The organism is Lactimicrobium massiliense (assembly GCF_900343155.1).
Taxonomy (GTDB): domain Bacteria; phylum Bacillota_I; class Bacilli_A; order Erysipelotrichales; family Erysipelotrichaceae; genus Bulleidia; species Bulleidia massiliensis.
The window spans coordinates 89,530-109,247 of sequence record NZ_OUNG01000004.1; the positions used below are offsets into that span (position 1 = coordinate 89,530).

Annotated in this window: 21 protein-coding genes; 2 read left to right on the plus strand and 19 right to left on the minus strand. The window is 47.1% G+C overall.

Annotation, left to right across the window (positions count from 1 at the left end):
• Positions 1–50: 50 nt before the first annotated feature.
• The 11 genes from DHU66_RS08270 to amrA form a co-directional block, all read right to left on the minus strand.
• Entirely contained in the window at positions 51–632 is a 582-nt protein-coding gene (locus DHU66_RS08270) for a TetR-like C-terminal domain-containing protein (protein WP_209451788.1), read from the minus strand.
• Positions 633–653: 21 nt separating this feature from the next.
• A complete protein-coding gene (locus tag DHU66_RS08275; RefSeq protein ID WP_209451789.1) occupies positions 654–1,634 on the minus strand; it encodes a 2,5-dihydroxypyridine 5,6-dioxygenase NicX family protein in 981 nt (326 codons plus the stop codon).
• Complete coding sequence (locus tag DHU66_RS08280) at positions 1,635–2,225, minus strand: O-methyltransferase (RefSeq protein ID WP_108775681.1); 591 nt, start codon at positions 2,223–2,225, stop codon at positions 1,635–1,637.
• 76 nt (positions 2,226–2,301) lie between these two features.
• Positions 2,302–3,285: a hypothetical protein gene (locus DHU66_RS08285; RefSeq protein WP_108775482.1), complete on the minus strand. Its 984-nt coding sequence runs from the start codon at positions 3,283–3,285 to the stop codon at positions 2,302–2,304.
• Between the two features lie 11 nt (positions 3,286–3,296).
• Entirely contained in the window at positions 3,297–4,325 is a 1,029-nt protein-coding gene (locus DHU66_RS08290; protein ID WP_108775483.1) for a hypothetical protein, read from the minus strand.
• Positions 4,322–5,230: a hypothetical protein gene (locus DHU66_RS08295; RefSeq protein WP_108775484.1), complete on the minus strand. Its 909-nt coding sequence runs from the start codon at positions 5,228–5,230 to the stop codon at positions 4,322–4,324. Before DHU66_RS08295 ends, DHU66_RS08290 begins: the two co-directional genes overlap by 4 nt.
• A 2-nt stretch (positions 5,231–5,232) precedes the next feature.
• A complete protein-coding gene (locus DHU66_RS08300; RefSeq protein ID WP_108775485.1) occupies positions 5,233–7,146 on the minus strand; it encodes a hypothetical protein in 1,914 nt (637 codons plus the stop codon).
• A gap of 16 nt (positions 7,147–7,162) precedes the next feature.
• A complete protein-coding gene (locus DHU66_RS08305) occupies positions 7,163–7,867 on the minus strand; it encodes an MFS transporter (protein WP_108775486.1) in 705 nt (234 codons plus the stop codon).
• A gap of 2 nt (positions 7,868–7,869) precedes the next feature.
• Entirely contained in the window at positions 7,870–9,033 is a 1,164-nt protein-coding gene (locus DHU66_RS08310; RefSeq protein ID WP_108775487.1) for an SPFH domain-containing protein, read from the minus strand.
• Positions 9,034–9,336: 303 nt separating this feature from the next.
• Positions 9,337–10,161, minus strand: a complete 825-nt coding sequence (gene amrS / locus DHU66_RS08315; RefSeq protein WP_108775488.1) for an AmmeMemoRadiSam system radical SAM enzyme — start codon at positions 10,159–10,161, stop codon at positions 9,337–9,339.
• A complete protein-coding gene (amrA, locus tag DHU66_RS08320; RefSeq protein ID WP_209451790.1) occupies positions 10,154–11,548 on the minus strand; it encodes an AmmeMemoRadiSam system protein A in 1,395 nt (464 codons plus the stop codon). Before amrA ends, amrS begins: the two co-directional genes overlap by 8 nt.
• Before the next feature lie 110 nt (positions 11,549–11,658).
• Here amrA and DHU66_RS08325 point away from each other — a divergent pair, with 110 nt between their 5' ends.
• Together DHU66_RS08325 and DHU66_RS08330 are read left to right on the plus strand one after the other, a co-directional pair.
• A complete protein-coding gene (locus DHU66_RS08325) occupies positions 11,659–12,183 on the plus strand; it encodes a flavin reductase family protein (RefSeq protein WP_108775489.1) in 525 nt (174 codons plus the stop codon).
• Between the two features lies 1 nt (position 12,184).
• Positions 12,185–13,114 (plus strand): DUF1848 domain-containing protein, encoded by a 930-nt coding sequence (locus DHU66_RS08330; protein ID WP_108775490.1) that lies wholly within the window; start codon positions 12,185–12,187, stop codon positions 13,112–13,114.
• A 44-nt stretch (positions 13,115–13,158) separates the two neighbouring features.
• On the opposite strand, the gene DHU66_RS08335 is transcribed toward DHU66_RS08330, so the two are convergent.
• The 8 genes from DHU66_RS08335 to rpsK form a co-directional block, all read right to left on the minus strand.
• A complete protein-coding gene (locus DHU66_RS08335; protein ID WP_108775491.1) occupies positions 13,159–13,884 on the minus strand; it encodes an HAD family hydrolase in 726 nt (241 codons plus the stop codon).
• Positions 13,885–13,896: 12 nt separating this feature from the next.
• On the minus strand, positions 13,897–15,258 hold the full coding sequence (locus tag DHU66_RS08340; protein ID WP_108775492.1) for a PFL family protein: 1,362 nt from the start codon (positions 15,256–15,258) through the stop codon (positions 13,897–13,899).
• An 11-nt stretch (positions 15,259–15,269) separates the two neighbouring features.
• Positions 15,270–15,542: an ACT domain-containing protein gene (locus DHU66_RS08345; RefSeq protein WP_108775493.1), complete on the minus strand. Its 273-nt coding sequence runs from the start codon at positions 15,540–15,542 to the stop codon at positions 15,270–15,272.
• A gap of 20 nt (positions 15,543–15,562) precedes the next feature.
• The gene (locus DHU66_RS08350) at positions 15,563–16,780 is read right to left on the minus strand and encodes a hypothetical protein (protein ID WP_135358339.1); all 1,218 of its coding nucleotides are present in this window, start codon (positions 16,778–16,780) and stop codon (positions 15,563–15,565) included.
• A gap of 8 nt (positions 16,781–16,788) precedes the next feature.
• A complete protein-coding gene (locus tag DHU66_RS08355) occupies positions 16,789–17,886 on the minus strand; it encodes an alkaline phosphatase family protein (protein WP_167836332.1) in 1,098 nt (365 codons plus the stop codon).
• Between the two features lie 65 nt (positions 17,887–17,951).
• Complete coding sequence (rplQ, locus tag DHU66_RS08360; RefSeq protein ID WP_108775496.1) at positions 17,952–18,314, minus strand: 50S ribosomal protein L17; 363 nt, start codon at positions 18,312–18,314, stop codon at positions 17,952–17,954.
• Between the two features lie 15 nt (positions 18,315–18,329).
• Positions 18,330–19,289 (minus strand): DNA-directed RNA polymerase subunit alpha, encoded by a 960-nt coding sequence (locus DHU66_RS08365; protein ID WP_108775497.1) that lies wholly within the window; start codon positions 19,287–19,289, stop codon positions 18,330–18,332.
• Between the two features lie 24 nt (positions 19,290–19,313).
• On the minus strand, positions 19,314–19,718 hold the full coding sequence (rpsK, locus tag DHU66_RS08370) for a 30S ribosomal protein S11 (RefSeq protein ID WP_108775498.1): 405 nt from the start codon (positions 19,716–19,718) through the stop codon (positions 19,314–19,316).

Genomic DNA, 19,718 nt, shown 5'->3' on the forward strand with positions numbered 1-19,718 from the left:
GATGCCTTCAGACACAAAAAACGAAGTCTCTGAAAATCAGAGACTCCGTATCATTTGTCTAAATTTCTCTGCTTCTTCTCATCTGCAGAGCGCCGCAGCGCCTCTTCAATCGAGCCGTCCATCAGAAAACCGATCCGATTGATGATGTATTCCGGCTTCTCCTTCATGCCCCCGTCAATCCAGTGCAGTACCATTGACGTCAGTGCACACCGGAAGAAATGCGCAATCAGATTCCTGTCCTTCTGATCCGCATCAAGCTCAGGATGAATACTGTTGACAAAGCGGATCATAATCCCGCCGCTGACATTGTAGATATAGTTCTCCAGATCTTCCTTGCGGATGGAATGATACACATGATCAAGCGCCACCCTGTTTTCCAGAGCCGGCCGCGAAGCCACCAGAAACGACTTCTCCCAGGAAGCAGTCTCATCATATGCTGCAATCACATCCTCAAGATTTTCCTGAAAGTATTCCTGAATGATGGCATAGATATCGGCATAGTAGTAATAAAACGTATTATGATTGATGCCGCAGTCCTCACACAGGGCACGGACGGTAATCTTGCTTAAAGGTTCTTTATTCAGCCGGTCCATCAGGGCTTTCCGGATCATCGTTTTCGTCTGATTTCGCATCGCATCAATTCCTTCCTTACTTCATTCCGGCATGAGCAGACTGCCATCCTTCATGACCATGCGGCCATCAAAGGAAATGCACGGATGCCATGTCACAAGGTCAAAGTGACCGCTGGCATTCTGTTTCCCACCCAGGCCGATATTCCTGCCAAGGCCGATATGGAACGTGCCATAAGTGCTTTCATCCTCGATATAGCACTCACCTGCACAGCGGCTCTTGTCATTGAGACCAATCCCAAGCTCACCACCCACCAGCATACGATCATCATGATAGGATGCTATATAATCCGCAAGCCTTCTGCCTTCCGCACTCTCGTCAATCCAGTCAATGCGGCCGGAAGAGAAATGAATGTGCACAGGTGATTTTACTTTGCCAATATAACCAAAACTGCCGTCACACACAAGTGTCCCTTCCGTTGCAGTTTCCACAATCGGAATACAGATTTCAAAAGATGCCGAGGAAAAGTTGTGATGCGGCCAGAATGTGCCGTTGAAAAACGTGAACTCACGTCCTGCCATTGAAAAGGTCAGATCCGTTCCCAATGGCGTGGTGATATGTACCTCAGAAGGATGTCCGATCATCCCCATGGCTGTCTCAGCCAGCACCCTTGTTTCATCCACGTCCATGGTAATAAAGTCAAAGCCAAGCATGGACTCCCCGTTATTCACCGACAATGGCAGTGACAGCATCTTCTTGCCGGAAGAAACCGCGATCTCAGCTGCTCTGGTCGTAATGATCGAATAATCACTGGCCCCGACAATCACATCATAAGGACGGAAGATCTGCGGGTTCATATCGAAATAATCCCCGACATGGATGCCTTCCTGCTCTACAAACAGGATACTGACAACCCCGCCAAGATCCTCCGCCGCATTCTGTAAAAGACGCACTTCCCCATAGTGCTTTACCGATGTTACCAGGCAGATCTTATCACCGGGATGTACCTTCACCCAGTCCCGCATGATAATGCGTGCCCCGCGCACCATTTTGAAATGTTCCATCTACTGCCTCCGCATAGCAACGGCAATGCCATCGCCAACATCCTGATAAAACGTGGTATCAAAGCGCTCATCTGCTAAAAGATGTTTTCGGAACGCCCCGATCTTATGCACCATCTGCACCGTGGAGCGGTTGTGAGTCAGGCTCTCATCATCCACCATGCCATGAAAGTTCAGATTATCAAATACAAAGAAAGAACCAGAACGGGTATTCACCCAGAAATGTTCCAGATACCGCCGGTATTGCGATTTGGCTGCATCCACAAACACAAGATCATAGATTTTCTCTGTTGAAAACGCAGCCCCGTCACACAGATAACAATGCACGCGCGAAGATAAGCCGGCTGCCTGTACATTCTGAACAGCCTGCTCATACATCACCGGATTGACTTCCAGCGTATCCACTGTCATGTCCCATCTTACACTGGCCATCTCCATTGCGGATAAACCAACCGCCGTACCAATTTCCAGAATATCCCGCACCTGACTGTGATCACGCAGCCAGGCCAGAAGAAAAGCCATGCCGTCATCCTTCATCACCGGCACATGTTCTTTCCTTGCCTGATCATGTATTTCTCTGAAACTTTGCACCATGCACACAAGATTATACCAAACCATAAGAAAAAGGCCTGATCAACGTCAGGCCGATACAGACTTCTTGTCTGCCTGTTTATGCATGAAAGTTCCTGGCAAGATCATCAAAGCTGACCTCACCTGCAATCTCAGATATCTGGATTTTCCCGCAAAGAATGTCAAACATGAATGAAGCAATATTCTCAACTGTCAGAGGCTGTGATTTTGTGCCATCTTCTTTCGTCAGAGAATACACCTTCAGGATCTGGGGCCCGAGAGCACCTGCTTCAATCAGGAAATGATTCTCCATCTTGTTAAAATCTACCATATCAGCTGCCAGCACACGGGATGAAACCGAATAGCTGAGCACCACCGTCGTCTCATCATGGTCACCAACAAGCATCATCTTCTGGCAGTCATTTGTGAAATCCACTTTGATTTTCCCCGTATTCTCTTTTTCCTTGTCACCCTTATACAAAGATCCCAGATCAGCCAGTGAAAGGTTATACAGCACTGCCTCAGGAAGAGCATCAATTGGTTCAACCGAGAAACAGGCAGGATACAGATCAAAATTGGTTCCGGAGATTTCAACAGATGGTGCATGAAATGTACCAATCATACAGCTGGCAATTGTAATTTCCTTTGTCCCGAAAACACCGCCAAGTACAACACAATTTTCCAGATAAACCGTATCTGCAAAAACACTGCCGCCAACATAACAGTTTTTCAGACGTACTGTTTTTGCATTGATATCAGACTGAAAAATCATGTGCTGAGAAACGCTTAATGCAGCAATTGTATCTGCTGATGCCACTGCCTTCTGAAAAACAACCGGGGCCTTGAGATCATTGGCAAGATGAACTTCACTGTTGCCAAAAACAGGTCCTTTGAACGTGACATTTCCACCTGTCACATCAATTTTCTCGGCATATACAGCACCTTCAATCTGCGTCTCCCCCTGAATTGTGATATTCCGGGTAAGTTCACGAGAACTCTGTGGAAGAATGGCCGACTTGACAAGCTGATTTTTCAAAATGATTTCATTCCCGCCAAAATTGGTTTCAGATACGTTTTCCATCATGTATTTTCTCCTCACACATTCTTCATGACAGCTTTGTCATGATTCCACATCTTCATCATCAGCTCATAAACTCTCTGACTGTTTTCACTGTGGGCGGCATCATCTTCGATCATCTTCATCAAAGGCTGTTCAATACGCGCCGCTGTTTCGTCATCCATTGTTTTCCAGGATTCCTCTTCTGCAGCATCCATATGACTCTGTACAGCAGAAACCATCTCTTCTTCATGATCCACCTGAGAAACATACGCCCTGGACACATCACAATCCCTGCAGTAAACTACCGGAATGTATTCTTTTCCAATTGTTCCGACAGAATCCGGCGATAATACAGACGCAATTGAAGCGTTGAAATCTCTGGTCATATCTACTGTTTCGCCAATGCGGTTCATCACCTTATGAATACTGTCACGGGTCCTCCCCAATATGATCAGATGATTCAGATCAGCTGTCTCTGAAGCCGAAATCATGTTGGCAGATGCAGAAGATACATATGGATTGACAAGAACATCCTGCTTGATATGATCCGACAGATAAAAGGCCTTGTCATCCAATCTGCTGAGTCTTTTCTTCAACTCATCATTCAGGTTGTCGAAAATCTTCGCATAGTGCCTTTGCAGCTTGGCCAGATCATCATTCATGCGTTCATGTTTCTGCTTCATATCTTTGGAAAGATTCATCAGTAAAGCAAACTTTGCCTGCAGAACTGTCTTTTCTGAAGCCTTCTGCATGGTCAGGTCATTGCTGATCAATCCATAGAAACCATCTGTCAGCTTCTTTGCTATTTTCTTTCCACTCTGCTCAATTTCCTGACGCTGGGCAAGATCCATCGCCGTTACGGCACCAGTCAGGCCGTCCGTTGACAGTGCTGCTTTGTCAACACTTTGATCAAACGCGTCAGTATTGACAAATACTTTCACCGTCACCGGTACAAGTTCAGAATATGATGCTGTTTTTACACCACCATGTGAAGAAGCAGGATAACTGACAGTCACTGTTCCACTGACAGGAATTGCCTTTGTGAATGTTCTGGTATAACTCATTCTGTGCCTCCCTGATCAAAAAGAGACATCATTGTCTGTCCAATCCGTTCATCAAGACCAGCTTGTGCCACCAGTTTCTGAAATGCTGTCCTGACTGCATCATTCCTGACCGTATTATCAGCCGCATCCATCAGTTGCGGAAGCGATTCATTCACTTTGCTTTCCATCCTGCCCCTGGTGTCTGTATCGAGACAATCTGGAAAATACACAACGTCCAGAACAGAATCCGGTGTTATCTGACTTTCCTCTCTGGCACAGATCAGTGGCAGATAGACTTCCGTCTGCGTACTAACTGTCTCATTCCTCATGAGCTCGGCCACATGATTCTTGTACGACTGAGTTGTCTGAATATTATTCTGAATCGCCTCCAGAGCACCACTGGTTCTCTGCTTCAGACGGGCACTCTGAATCAGTCCGTTTGTCCCGGCAGAATCTTCTTCTGAACAGACCGTATCAGGGATCTTCCTGATGGCACGATCGCAGAAAAGTGTGCGGCGGCACCTGCCAATCTTCATTGCCTCACGATCCAGCTCCGTAATCCGGTTCTCAAGAGATTTATCGAGTCCATGGAACACCTTATAATACTGTCTCTGCAGTCTGGCCACATCTGCCTCCATACGGTTTCCAAGTGCAGAAAGAGACCTGGAATACTGCATCAGCAGTGTGAAAGATGCATTCATTTCAGAAAAATACTTTGCTTTCTTGGAAGATACCTGAGAGCGGATCAGATTGAAGAAACCACGGTCAACATTCTCACAGATTTCATCAGAAGTTTTCTTCTGAGTCGCAATGACAGCTGTCTGCATGGCTGCCACCGCAGCCGTTGTTGCTGCAACATGTTTCGATACTGTATCAATCGATTGTGCCATCGGTGATGTATCAAGCACACAGTCAATGTTAGCCATCCCTATGCCTCCTGTGGCTGATCCGCTGCCATCTGCTGCTTTGCCTGTTCTTCAAGATCAAGATCCACTGCTTTCATCAGATTCTCAGTCTTCTTTGGCTCAGCCGGAAGCTCAGCATTCCTGGCAATATACGGAGAAATCCTGACAAGGCTCTTTCTGCGGCTGTCCAGATTTGCCGCCTCACCCATAGCAACCGCTGTTTCATGAGAAACCTCATCCCGCAGCGATCCCTCATAGTATTCGATATGTGCAAATCTCTTCGTAATATCGTTGATATTATCCTGGACACGGTCCATGAATGATGCAAACTCTTCCTGCTGCTGATTGCACTCTTTCGTCTGTGCCTCAAATCCGGCAAGCATTTCAGCCTCCGCATCAATTTCCTTTACTTCCGATGCGCTGACATCGCGATTTGCATTCAGTGAATCCGTTGTATTCTGCAGGGACTTATACATGTTATATGCACTCATATAATCTGCATAGGTTTCTCTCATCTGGGTGATCAAAGCATCCGCAGATTTTCTGTTATCACGATAATAATTACCGACTTCACTATTCCATTTATCCAGATATTCCCGCTTCTGATCATCAATATTGTTATAAATCTTCAGCCGTTCAACCCTGTTTTCTGCCATCAGCGCAGAAACAACCGGTGCAAAGATTTCCTCATCAATCTGATGCATGCTGAAAGGCATGGACGTACGTGATCCATCCTCAGCCACCCAGTTATTCGAGAAAATGTCCAGTCTGACCTGGGAACTCTTCTTCAGACGGAATGGCGTATAGTCATTCACCGCTTCCTGATAGTCAAAATCAGTATTGCGGATTCTTTCAATCTCCTCAGCTTCCAGAGAAGGAGAATATTCATTGAAACCGGCTTTCAGGACATTGGCAAAGATTGCAGACGAGTAATCCAGCAGCCTGCTTTCACTGTAATTCTTCTCTTTCGAAAGCGTCGAGACAGATCTGGCCAGCTGGCTCATCAGCTTTGTCATCGTCTCTATACCATTGGCATCCCCATCGACATTCAGCTGGTTCTTGAATGCATTCAGATTCTCAAAACTCTTCAGTTTCGAATCATTATCATTGCCAAAAACATCCACAACCGGATGTGAGCCCGGGTCATTTGTCGCATAGGAATCAATTGCGGCAGCCTCCTTGCTCCCGGGCTGAATCACTGGCAGATCAACACTGATATTTTCACTGTCATCCAGAAGATAGGAAACATTGCGCACCTGCCGGTCAATATTTCCCGTATAATCATGCAGCGTAACCGTCTGCATGGATGGTGAATACTCAGAAGAATCGACCGCCTCTGCCTCATTGTTTCCCTCTACAACGGGAATTTTCTTCATCGAAGCCTGAAGATTCTGGATGGACTGGCTCAGCTCCCGGGGCTGGTGCAGCACATTCAGATGGAATTCCGTATTGCCGGCTGTACCAGTATGATCCAATAGAAAACTCTTTCCCTCATAAGGAACCTTCGTTGCGACAGGCACATATGCTACCCCGATTTTCTGCACCGAATAATCCCGGCGTATATTCTTGAATTCCTGATTGGCAGCTTCCAGATCGGACGCATAGGATGCAATATCTCTCTCTGCTTTCTTATAGTCCAACAGATACTTGATGCCGATGATGGCTCCGGCAATTACCGCAATAAGTAAAGCGGGATAAAAAAGGCCAAGAATCAGCCCTGCTCCAGCAAGTACAAATCCCACAATATAAAGAATTTTATAGCTCCCGATCTTTTTCTCCATCTCATTCTTATGATCTGTCAGATCCTGGATCTTCTGCTGTACCTCATTTTCAGAAGCGACGATTTTCTCTGCTGCTTTTTTATAATAATCAAATAATACTCTGGCCTGATCCTGATAAATATTTGTCGAATCTCCAAAGATTTTCCCCGTTCCCATCTTTCATATTCCTCACTTATTCTGAATAGTAATTCTTTCTCTGTGCTGTCAGCGCCTGAAGCTGATCCAGATACTTTCTGAAGGCTGCCTTATCAAAAGGCTCCATATTTCTGCGGTCATTCATCTCATCCAAGAGATCGAGCATCTGTACTTCCAGATTTCTCGCCCGACCATCATCAGATGGAGAAATATAACGGATATCCTCTGCAATTTTCCCCATTTTCGTGCAGATATCCGGATCCATGCCGGAAAGTGATGTACTGAGCATCTTTGCCTCGGATTTAACCTTATCCAGATCTGCAGACTTGTCTTTCTCATACTTTTGAACTCCGGATGTAAAAGAGGCTGCCCCAAGCGACAGATAGAGATACAGAATCAGAACAAACAGAGCTGTCAATTGGAAAAGGTAAAGAATGCCAATCCGGAATGTGCCGGTAATTGCTGCAAACAGAATCAGAATGGAAAGAATCAGATATACGCATGCCCCTCTTGCATAAATGATGCCGCCGGTAAACAGGGCATCGAGTTTATCTGAATGCAGCAGCGGTGCAATAAACGGCGTAGCAATAACGAGATACATCACAAACACGGAAATCCAGACAAAAATCCGTGTTGTCAGCAGCAGCATCCGCAGTGGAACAAGAATGCTGGCAAGAATAATGATTACTGCCCCGAAGATAAACAGAGCAATCCGGAAGTTATCAGATGATCTGCGATCCATATTTACTGTTCCTCCTGTTTTGCACCACAGTACGGGCAGAACTTTTTGCCCGGTGCAATCGGTTTATGGCATTTCCAGCAATAAGAACCAACGGCTTGTTCCCCGCTGTCAAGCTGACAACCGCATTTGATGCAGCGTCTGGCATGATCCGGATTATCAGTACCGCACATCGGACATGGATTGTAGTGGTGGCCGCAATTATCACAGAACTGAACCGTAATCGGATGCTTTGCTCCGCATACAGAGCAGAACCATTCTTTTCGCATATATGTATTTGACTGCTGTCCCATCTGGCTTTGCGGCTGACCCATCGGCTGCAGTAAATGATTATTGCCGCCGGCCATATTTCCGAATGAACCAGACATGATGCCAGCTGCCAGAATGCCCATACCGGATCCCTGCTGGGCTGCATTATCTGCAACATCAAACATTCTGGACTGCTGCCATGTATAACCGGCAATTCCCTGTGCAGACCGCTGTGACAGCGCTTCCGAGATCATCTGGCCTTCTTTTGTCGATGTATCAAGGTTAACTTCGGTCACATAGAAGCCTGCCAGTCTGAAGCCATAATCTGCCCAGAATTCACTCATCGGCTGCTTGATAAACATGGATAATTCATCAAGATGGGAAGAAATCTCATTGATGCCCACCCTGTTTGTATTCATATAACCCATAATGCAGCTGTTGGTCTTTGAAATCAGCATTCCCTGAAAATGATCCGTCAGCTCAGCAGCTGTAAATGACGTCAGTGAGCCGACCAATTGCACAAGGAATTTCTCTGCATCTTCTACCTTCAAGCCATATCTGCCTCTGGCAATTAACGGAACCATCTGGCCATAATCCGGATCCATGAACCGCATGGCCGAAGTCTTCCAGTCAATATTCAGCGGTGCTGTACAATTGACAAACCAGACTTCTGCCGTAAACGGATTTTTACCACCAAATGGAATCCCATACAGATTCCGCAGCAAAGGCAGATTTTCCGTCGTAAGCGTATGCTTGCCAGGTCCGAATTTTCCCATCAGCTTTCCTTTTGAGAAAAGAACAGCCTGCTGTGATTCCCTGACAATCAGCTGCGTTGCTGTACTCAGATTCGTTCTGGGAAACTTATATGCAAAAATATCATTGCTTTGCGGATCCCACTGCACTATATCAATAAATGCCATGATTTATCCCCCTGACAAATATTCTGCGTCCTGACAGGAAAATACGCCGCTGATACAAAACACCCATCAAAATGATTCGTCTCCTATGTACCCTGTCAGTTTTACAGATTGCTGATTTAAGATTACTTCTGTTTTGATAAATATTCAACAAAGCAGAAAAGCAATTGGACAATGATAAACAAAACATGCATTTTCCAATATGTTCTAACCACCCGATCGTTTAACGTATGTATGATTTCTGTAAAAGATAAGAAAAAAGCCCTGGCAAAAAGCCAGGTCATTTCAAATCATCATATGCACGAATTACCACACATTTCCAAGATATACCCATGAAAGATATTTCTGTGCACATTTCTGCAGTTTCTTCATGTGATCTACATCTGTAGCAGGCAGCTGATAATGATACCTTGGAAAGTATCTACTCAGATGCAGCGGAATTTCCTTTGACAGAGATGCAAGCCAGGATGCCTCTTTGTCAATGAATGCTTCACTGTCATTTTTGCCAGGAATTACAAGGGTTGTAACTTCCAGATGACACTTGTCATATACATAGGCAATGGTCTGTTTTACCAGATCCAGACTGCCGTGCAGTTCTATTTGATAAAATTCTGCATCACCCTTGAGATCAATATTCATCGCATCGACGTATGGCATCAGTGTTTCCATTACTTCGTGTGAAATGCAGCCATTTGTCACCAGCACAATCTTTTTTCCCTGCGGTTTCAGGATCTTTGCACAGTCACGGATATATTCCCAGCTGATCAGTGGTTCATTGTATGTGAAGGCAAGGCCGATACTCTCCGGATGGGCCATCACAATCTGTGCCAGCTGATCTGGCCTGACAGTCCTGTAGTCCACATGGTTTTCATCTACCATCGAAATCGTACTGTTCTGACAGAACGGACAGGCAAGATTGCAGCCATAGGAGCCAACAGACAGAATCAAAGAACCTGGATAATAGCGGGCAAAGGGCTTTTTCTCAATGGGGTCCATGGCAATGGCTGTCAGCCTGCCATAGTTGTCACACACATTCTTTCCCTGCACATTCCTTCTTGCCCGGCAGAACCCTGTCTTTCCTTCCATCAGGTGGCAGTGATGCATGCAATAGTCACATACAATCTCAGACATGGCGTCTCACCGTGAACCTCTGCAGCAGTACATGGTCACTGTCCGGATCAATACCGCCCTTCTTACAGGCAATCTGTACCTGCTGTTTCACACTGTCCACACCATCCAGATCCGGTAACAGCAGACCTCTTCTGCCATCCCGGGTAGAACAGATCACACCATACTTCTTCACATCCAGATCGTGCATCTCACAGGATTCCGGCTTACTTAATACATCTACACTGATGCTCAGATACGGCAGTTCCTCTTCCTCTACAGGTGTAAACCTTGGATCTCTGGAACAAGCTTCAATCGCATTATGCACAATCTCCTGAGCAATATTTTCTCTGGCCGGCAGAATCGTGCCGATGCATCCACGTAACATGCCATCCTTGTGCAGAGACACAAACACACCCGCTCTGCCCTGCATCGCATCCGGTACTGCAGACACTTTCCATACCTTTCCATCCCTGACATACGTCTCAATGGTCTTTCTGGCAAGCGATACAAAGGCATCTTCCTTTGCCTTTTCCTGTTCTACCTTTGCCTGCTGATCATGCAGATACTGGCGCAGGAAATGTCTGCTGTCATCAATGCCTTCTCTTTTAACATGCGCAACACCATAGCCTATGCCAAACGGTGCTTCATGCGACCATTGCTCACAGGCCACATCATAGCCGTCAAAGGCACCGGCCATGATCGTGAAGCTGCGGTGTCCGCATTCCATCGCTGCATCCAGGAAATTTGGATCATAGGTAAGCAGTTCGCCAAAGTTTCCCGAAGACATCGTCTTCATGATCCGTTCATCGTACACGCTGCCTTCCGGATGGCAGCCATAGCTGGATCCCGGCATGCAGTGAGAAAGATCCCCGCTGGCCACAAACACTGCCCGGCGGCCAAGCAGCTCTGCTGCTCTTTCCAAGTACATGCCAAGTTCATAATGCATGGCTAAAGAAAATCCGGACAAGGACAAACGCACAAGCTTGTAATTGGTATACTTCTGATTGATGTAATACAGCGGCACAATTGTGCCATGATCCAGAAATACGTCACGGTCATACTCTGTGCCGCACGGAAAATCCGGATCCTTCACTCTCATCAGTGTCCGGACAAATTCTGTATCATATGATACTTCCATTTCGACATGGGCACCAAACCGGTGCAGGTCGCCATATGCCCGCTCACCACCTGATACATTAAACCAGTCCCTGTAGAGTACTGCATGCGGGCTCGAAAGAATAATCAGATCCGGTGCAATCTCTCTGATCCTTTCAGCCACCTTCCGATAGCCTTCGATTGTCTGAGCGCACTTACTGGTTTCCTCATGTCCAACCTCAGGTACAGCAATCGGCGGATGCGGTACCATAAAACCTTCCACAATCATGCCATCACCTTCCTTCAGACACATTATAGTCTGTTTGAGCGTGTCAGAAACAATGCCGGCAATCCGGATTCAGAAAGATCAGAGAAAAGTGCTATGATGCAGATACAGGAGAAATGCATTCCATGGAGGACTCTATGAAAGAGATTGATATTCACGAAATGAAACTGAATCCGTTTGATCTGGTTGGCAAGGACTGGCTTGCTCTGGCAGCCGGCAATGAAACGGATGGCTGTAATGCCATGCCCGTTGCCTGGGGACAGTTTGGCTCCATCTGGAAGCGCAATGGCCATCCCGGGTATCTGCCCACTGCCATCTGCTATGTCCGCCCCACCCGTTACACCAGACAATTTGTCGATAAAGAAGACCTGTTTACTCTGAACCACTTTCCTGCCGCATACCGCAAAGCCCTGGGCTATATCGGCTCCCATTCGGGGCGGAATGAAAACAAGCTTGCCAATGCAGGCCTGACACCAGTTTATACTGACGGCACCGTTACCTTCAAGGAAGCAGATCTTGTCTTTGTCTGCCGTAAAATCTATGCCCAGACGCTGCAGGAAGAATGCTTCACGGACAAAGAGCTCATTGATACAAACTATCCGCAGCGAGACTTCCATACGATGTACATTGGTGAGATCCTGAAAGTTTACCGTCAGGAATAAAATGATTCTCAATACCGGAAGCCGGACAGATATTCCAGCTTTTTACAGCAGCTGGTTCTATCACAGGATTGAAGCCGGATTTGTATGCACGCGCAATCCCTACAATCCGCAGCAGGTAAGAAGATACAGAATCAGCCCGGACACAGTCGATATCATTTCGTTCTGCACAAAGAACCCGGAACCTATGCTCAGCAGAATTCACCAGCTTGATACATATCGTCAGTTCTGGGGTGTCACTCTGACACCTTACGGCAGAGATATTGAACCAAATGTACCTGACAAGCACCGGATCATCAAAGAGATCCGGGAATTATCAAATGTCGTCGGGAAACAGGCAGTATCATGGCGCTATGATCCTATCTTCATCACGGAAAAGTACTCCGTTGAATACCACCTGCATGCTTTTGAAACCATCTGTGCTGCCCTGCAGGGGTATATCAGTTTCTGTGTCATCAGCTTCATTGACCTGTATGCCAAGACAAAACGGAATTTTCCCGATGTAAAGGAAGTCACACCTGAACAGCAGGCATTCTTTGCACAGAAGCTCTCTTCCATCGCTGCTGCCCATGACATCCCTGTACGAGCATGCTGTGAAAGTACATCATTACAGAAATACGGTATCAATACGGACGGCTGCATGACAAAGCAGGTTCTGGAGGAAGCCACCGGCTGCCAGCTGATCGTACCGAAGTCAAAAACAGCCGCCAGGGCACAGTGTGCCTGTCTGCTGGGGGATGATATCGGCATGTACAATACATGCGGTCATGGCTGTCTGTACTGTTATGCAAACTTTGATAATCATACGGTCAGAACCAATATGAGCAGGCATGATCCGGATTCTCCGTTCCTCATTGGGAATTATCAGCAGGATGACATCATCATTGACGTGGATCAGAAATCCTGGATAAACCGCCAGTTAACATTGTTCTAGAAATTCCAAAAAGCCATCTGCATTGTGATCAGATGGCTTTGTTATTATGCAAGATGCAATGATTTGATATCGATGTTGTAGATGACATCCTTGCGCTCGACGATGACTCGCATCTTTTCGGCAAGATCCTTTTCCTGCTGAATGTGCAGCAGTAATTCTCTGGTTGGATTGATTGCCGTAGGATAGCCGGTATTTTCAAACATGGTCAGATCACCATTGGTATCGCCATAGGACCAGCACTGTGAAAGATCCAGGTCATACTGTTCTGCCAGTTCCAGCATGGCTTTCTTTTTAGAAACGCCATCCCACATCGGCACTACTTCACCGGTATATTTACCATGTTCATCCGTTTTATAAATTGTGCCGCGGAAATCATCAAAGCCATGCCGGGCAGCCATTTCACGCACCAGCTCATAAGGAGAACCCGAGATGGCAATGACCTTGTGGCCCTCTTTCTTATGGCGCTCAATCTCACCGCGGGTAAACTGATAAACACGGTCACCCTTCTGCTCAATGACACGCTTTGCAATCAGATCAATATGCTCATGGGAAATACCAACAATAGCTTCCTTGAAGATCTCAACCATTCTGGAAAGATAATCATCATATTCGCCCTGTCTTCTGTCCCATGCATTGAAAGCAGGCTGCACATCGTTATACCAGGCCGAACCGTGAATGATTTCATGGGTAATCAGCTTCTTGAACAATTCTGTAATCAAGGCTTCCCGGTAGATCGTGCCATCAATATCGAAGAACGCTGCAATATTCATACTGCCTCCTGATTAATTTTTCAAACTATGGATCGGAGAAGGAATGCGGCCGCCGCGGTGAACCATGACATCCGGTTTTACCGTCCGGACCGGCATGATCGGGCCATAGCCCATCAGCCCGCCGAAGTTGAGTGTCTCACCGGCTTTCTTCCCGATGGCAGGTATCAGGCGGCAGGCTGTTGTCTTGTTATTAATCATGCCAATGGCTGCTTCATCCGCAATGATGGCAGAGATGGTCTCCGCCGTTGTATCTCCCGGGACAATGATCATATCCAGACCAACTGAACAGACGGCTGTCATCGCCTCCAGCTTTTCGATCGAAAGTACACCCTTTTCAGCTGCGGCAATCATGCCCTGATCCTCCGATACCGGGATAAAGGCACCTGACAGGCCGCCGACCGAACTGGAGGCCATGACACCGCCCTTTTTCACCGCATCATTTAACATGGCAAGGCAGGCTGTGGTTCCCGGGCCGCCGCAGGTTTCCAGGCCGATCTCTTCCAGAATCTGGGCAACGGAATCACCAACGGCAGGCGTTGGGGCAAGCGAAAGGTCGACGATCCCAAACGGCACACCCAGCCTCTTTGAAGCAACCGTGCCAACCAGCTGTCCCATTCTGGTAATCTTGAAAGCCGTCTTCTTGATCACTTCGGCAATCTCATCCATGGTGGCATCCTTGCCAGCTTTACGGATGGCCATACGGACAACACCCGGGCCGGAAACACCGGTATTGATCACGCAGTCAGGCTCACTGACACCATGGAAGGCTCCGGCCATGAAAGGGTTGTCTTCTACAGCATTGCAGAAAACAACAAGTTTGGAAGCACCGAAGCAGTTGTTGTCTGCTGTCTTTTCAGCGCATTCACGCACAACTTTACCCATGAGTGCCACGGCATCCATATTGATGCCGGCCTTGGTAGAACCGATATTGACACTGGAACAGACGATGTCCGTAGCAGCAAGTGCTTCCGGAATACTTTCAATCAGAGCCTTGTCACCCGGAGTCATACCCTTTTGTACAAGGGCACTGTAGCCGCCGATGAAGTCAACGCCGACCTCTTTGCCAGCCTTGTCCAATGCTTTTGCATATTTCACCGGGTCACCACCACTGGCAGACACAAGCAGGGCAATGGGCGTCACGCTGATGCGTGTATTAACGATCTGAATGCCATACTGGGCACTGATATCCTTTGCTGTCTGCTTCAGATTTTTCGCTTTGCTGGTAATCTTGGCAATGATACGCTCACAGGAGCGGTCAATATCACTGTCAGCACAATCCAGCAGAGAAATTCCCATGGTAATAGTACGAATATCGAGACATTCCTCATCAATCATGCGGATGGTCTCTAAAATCTTCTCACCGCGCTCACTCATCTTCCTGTACCTCAGATCGTATGCATGGCATGGAAGATTTCTTCATTCATCAGATGAATCTTCAGGCCCTGTGCCTCACCCTTTGCCTCAATATCACTGACAAGCTCATCAAATCTGCCTTCCTGATCTGATGGCACTTCCACCGTCATGATCATCGTAAACAAATCCTGCAGTACCTTCTGGGTTACATCCGTGATATTGATATCACGGTCTGCACAGTACTGTGCTACAAAAGCAAGAATACCGGGATGGTCTTTTCCCACAACCGAAATGACAGCTCTCATTTTATCCTCCTGTTGTCCTGTTATTTGCTTTCTGCCACCAGATCATCCAGTGTCAGTCCACAGTAATACAATTCCATCTCAAACCACTGCTTGACCTGTTTCATCGTATCCACGGTAGAATCCTGGCAGTCACTGGACTGTGTATTATCCGTAAAATTTGCGGTGCATGCGCCCATGGTCTCCGTATCGCTCACCCAGTTATAGATGTAGTGAATGGTACGGTTGGAATATTCAAAGATGTGCTGGTCAAAGTCGATCATGTAGCTCTCGTTATCATCATTGAACGTGGATGTGTATTTACTGCCATCCACCGTATAGTTCAACCTGCCAGTCAGGCGTTTCTGGAACGTAGCTGTCACCGTACTTTCAGCGCTGTCATCATCGTCACTCAGGGTCTGGATACTATCTGTATCAATATTCTGATAGGACACATACTGAGCTTCGGCAGCCTTCTGATCATCACTGATCGTTACCGAAGTTGTATCAAACTGGGAATAGGTTACCTGCGACTTGTACAGCGTATCAACTTGCTGCCCTGACAGCGTCACCACGGTATCAAACTGTACGGTTTCACCCGTAAAATGGCCCTGGGAATCAAACGTATCAGTGATTGTACCATCTTTCACTTCCAGACCGTCATACTGATTCAGTCCATACTGGTCATACCGCTGCTCAAACAAAGAAGACAACGAATCCTGTGCAATCGTAATCGTATAACTGACATTGCCATCTTTATCTGTCGTACCGGTAATCTTGTCAATCATGCTCTGATCCAGCGCAAGGGGATCCAGCGGCACCAGCAGGGATGTCTTGAGCTTATCTGCATCCATGTCTTCGTAGTACGTAATGCCATTGTATGAATTGTACAGACGGTTTCCATACCAGTTGCCTGAGAACGTAGAACGCAGCCCATTGGAATCAATATTCTGGCTGATGGAAGCAGTATCACCTGCCATCTGCAGAACACCATCCATATCATAGGCGTCCATCGTATCATCCGAATATGTCATCTGATACGTATTCGAAACCGCGACCGTATAGTTATCCGTCGTTACGCGATTGCTGATCGAAGATGTAAAGCTGCTGTACACATCCCCTTTCATTGCCGTTGTCCTGACAGAAGAAGACGAGGCAGAAGGAGAAGCAGAGGAAGCACCGGAAGTGGATTTGGATTTACATCCTGTAAATACCATCATCAGGCAGAGAATACCTGCCAGCATTTGTCTGTTTTTATTCATCCGTAACATTATACACTTTCCCCGGACAGAATCACGGGAATCATTGCTTCATCTGCCATGGCACCGGCGTGCTGACCATGGAAATGACTTGTTTTTGCCGTAAGGCAAAGCGGTGTTCTGGCTATAGCAAGATAGTCTCCGATAAATTCAGGCAGCCGGAGATGAGGAATGCCGGGACCGAAAATTTCCCGGGAAAGTATTTCCTCCTTACGCAGTAATAAGAACTTCCCGCCAAAACGTGTATGAAACAGATCTTCAAAAGACTTCTCCAGGCCTGGTCTGATATAGAAAGCACAAGCCCTTGCTTCAAGGGCTGGCATATGGCGGAACATCGCCATGAGTTCCGGGTCTTTCTGCATTTCATATATTGTACAGTCAATCTGGCCATGATCAGCAATCACAAGCACACCAGTATCTTCGTCCACCATCTTTTCCAGCACCAGGATATCATCATTGATCATAGCCAACTGTCTCCCTGTATCCGGATGGGAAGGTCCGTGTTCATGCAGCCAGGAATCAAAGCCGTCCCAGTACACATAAAGGAAGCGCAGATCTGACTGATGGGAAAGTTTTGCAGCCAGCAGGCACTGCTCATGCAAAGAAGCACAGGGATTATGGCCGAACATAGGCCAGATTGAATCGGCACAGATCTGCGCCTTTGCAAGCTGATCCAGAATGGTAGTGACCGGCAGTGTCTTCTCTGTAAAACCAGGATACTTTCTGCTGGAATACTGTGCTTTATCCAGAAACAGGATGACATTGTCATCTACTTCTGAAAAGTACTGATTCCAGCCAAGCCAGCCGTTTTCAGCAGGGCTTTTTCCTGTTAGCAATGCTGTTGTAGCAGCACTGGTGGTAGGTGGAAAAACAGTCATGCATTCTTTTTTCATCTGCTTTGTGATGGATAAATCAGAGCCATATTTCTGCAGAAGGCGTGATCCCATGCCATCTACAAGAACAACAATGACACAGCGAAATGCATGTGAGGAAAGCCAATGTGAGACATCCGGATCATCCTGATATTCACATGTCAGTCCATAATAATGGTGAAGTGATGCAGAAACCTGCAGCAATCCGTTCTTGTAATCAGAGATGTATTCTTCCATGACCAAAGTGTAGCACAAAACAAAAAGGCCTGTGCATTGCACAGACCTCTCAGGCATTACGTAACTTAGATCAGTTCAATATAAGCCATCGGAGCAGCATCGCCCTTGCGTGTGCCAGTCTTGACAACACGTGTATAGCCGCCCTTGCGGTCAGCATACTTCGGCGCTACCTCATCAAACAGCTTCTGCAGGACAGTCTTGCCTGTCTTTTCATCTGCGACAACATCGCGGATATAGGAAGCAGCTCTTCTGCGGGCTGCCAGATCACCCTTCTTGCCAAGTGTGATCAGCTCATCGACAACAGAGCGCAGATCCTTTGCCTTGGCTTCAGTTGTTTCGACCTTGCCATACAGGATCACGGAAGTTGCGAGATTTCTGAGCATAGCCTTGCGGTGATCCGCATTACGGCCAAACTTACGATTCCACATTGTAAATTCCTCCTATCAGTCAAAGGACTTGAAGCCAAGACCGAGCTCAGCCAGTTTATCCTTAACCTCTTTCAAAGATTTCTTGCCGAGGTTGCGGACTCTCATCATTTCATCCTCGGTCTTCTGTGTCAGCTCATCCACGGTCTGGATACCGGCACGCTTCAGGCAGTTGTAGGAACGGACAGACAGATCCAGATCTTCGATCATCATCTGCTGGCCCTTGCTTGGCGACTCCTGGCCGCCTTCCTTGACAACGTCTTCCATGGAGATGACATCTTCATTGATGCCAGCGATCAGATCCAGATGATCGATCAGGATCTTGGCAGCCATGGCAAGTGCCTTCTGCGGATTGATTGAGCCATCGGTTGTGATTTCCATGGTCAGAGCATCATATTTAACATCCTGACCAACACGGGCCGGATCAACGGAATAGGCGACCTTCTCAATTGGTGTATAAATGGAATCTGTATACACAGTTCCAATACCCTGAGAAGAACCGACATTGAGCTGCTTGTTGATGTCGGCACTTACATAGCCTCTTCCATTCTTGGCCTTCAGTTCCATCTCAAGGCTTGTGCCAGCTTCCAGATGGGCAATGACAAGATCCTTGTTGAGAATCTCAACCTGTGACGGGCAGATGATATCACCTGCTGTCACAGTGCACGGTCCCTTGGCAGAGATCTGCAGTGTATAAACCTCATCATCTTCAATTTTCATGATCAGTTGCTTCAGCTGCAGAATGATCATGGATACATCTTCTCTGACACCAGGGATGGTTGTGAACTCATGGTACACACCATCTACCTTGATTGAGAATACCGCAGCTCCCGGCAGGGAGGACAGCAGAACTCTGCGAAGTGCGTTTCCGATCGTCGTACCAAATCCTCTCTCCAGCGGAGAAAGAACAAATTTTCCGTAATTCTCGGATTCAACGTATTCCTGTACTTCAAAATCGGCGCGTTCAAACTTTTGCATGCAATATCCTCCTCTTTCAGCTCATTAACCGCGGGGTCTCTTCGGCGGACGGCAGCCGTTATGCGGGATCGGAGTCACATCATTGATTGCTGTGATCTCCAGACCAGCCGTCTGCAGGGAACGAACCGCAGCCTCACGTCCAGGACCAACGCCCTTAACGTTGACTTCAACCGTCTTCATGCCCTGCTGCACAGCAGATTTGCCGGCAGCCTCAGCACACAGCTGAGCAACATACGGTGTAGACTTACGGGAACCCTTGTAGCCCAGTGCTCCGGCAGAGCTCCAGGAAATGACATTACCTGCCTCATCCGCAATGGTAACGATTGTGTTGTTGAATGTTGAATGAATGTGAGCGACACCCTTCGCCACATTTCTGCGGATCTTCTTCTTGCGAGTCTTTGCCGCAGTGTTATTCTTCTTTGTTGGCAT